Annotated in this window: 1 protein-coding gene; it reads right to left on the bottom strand. The window is 72.6% G+C overall.

What is annotated here, in order from left to right; translation table 11 throughout:
• Window positions 1–31: 31 nt before the first annotated feature.
• The coding region (locus A9X05_RS24810) for an ATP-dependent DNA ligase (RefSeq protein WP_067784672.1) at window positions 32–1,337 on the bottom strand (1,306 nt) is incomplete at its 5' end.

Raw genomic sequence — 1,337 nt, 5'->3', positions numbered from 1 at the left:
TACGCGCGCGAAACCGGCAGCGCTCGGTTTGTCAGTACAGCGCCCGCACGGTATCGATGGTGTCGGCCTCGGACGGGCTCTTGTCGTCGCGGTAACGCAGCACACGGGCGAACCGCAGCGCCACACCGCCGGGGTAGCGCGAGGATTTCTGGACCCCGTCCAGGGCCACCTCGACCACCTGCTCGGGCCGCAGCCGCACGACGTAACCGTCGGTCCCGCCGACGGCGAGTTCGCTGAACCGGGCCGTCTGCCAGTCCAGCATGGCGTCGGTCATGCCCTTGAAAGTCTTTCCCACCATCACGAATTCGGCGGTGGCGGGGTCGCGCGCCCCCAGGTGGATGTTGGAGAGCTTGCCGCGTCGGCGCCCCGATCCCCACTCCACCGCCAACACCACCAGGTCCAGCGTGTGCACCGGCTTGACCTTGAGCCAGCCCGCGCCGCGGCGGCCTGCCTGATACGGCGCCTGCGGCGCCTTGGCCATGACGCCCTCGTGACCGGCGGCGAGCGTCGCCTCCAGGAACCGGGCCGCCTCGTCGTCGTCTGTGGTGGCGAGCCGATCGACCCGCTGCGCGGCCGGCACCAGCGCGTCCAGGGCGGCCAGCCGCTCGGTGGTCGGCGCGTCGAGCAGGTCGGCGCCGTCGCGGTGCAGGATATCGAAGAAGAACACCGAAAGAGGTTGGGCCGCACGGGCTTCAGCGACGTCGACCGATCGGCCGAACCGTGACGCGGTGACCTGGAAGCGGTGCGGTGAGTTGTCGGCCCGCAGCGCGATCGCCTCGCCGTCGGCGATGAGGTCGCGCACCGGCAGCGCCAGCGTCGCCTCCACCACCTCGGGCAGCCGGGCGGTGACGTCGTCGAGGCTTCGGGTGTAGACGGTGACCTGGTCGCCGGACCGGTGAATCTGTACCCGGGCGCCGTCCAGCTTGGCCTCGAAAATCGTTGTGCCGCCGTGGCGTTCCAGCGCATCGGCCACCCCGGTCGCGGTCTGCGCCAGCATCGGGCCGACCGGCCGTCCGACGCGCAGGGCGAACGCCTCGAGCGCCCGGGCGCCGCCGCCCATGGCGGCCGCCGCGACGCCGGGCAGGTCCCCGCCGAGCATCGCCGCGCGCTGTACCGCCGCGACGGGGAGGCCGGCGGCCTTGGCCACCGCGTCGGCCATGATCCCGGCCAGCGCCCCCTGGCGCAGCTCCCCGCCGAGCAGCCGCAGCAGGAAGGTCTGCTCGATGTCGGTCGAGGCGGCGAACAAGCCGGTGATGAGCTGCGCGCGGCGCGCCTGCGATCCCTTGCCCGACACCGCCCCGATCTCGGAGAAACTGGCGTCCACCGCGGCGACGGTC

Source organism: Mycobacterium sp. E3298 (assembly GCF_001666895.1).
Classification (GTDB): domain Bacteria; phylum Actinomycetota; class Actinomycetes; order Mycobacteriales; family Mycobacteriaceae; genus Mycobacterium.
The sequence above is the reverse complement of the archived record's forward strand: the minus strand, read 5'-3'. Positions and strand labels throughout refer to the sequence as shown.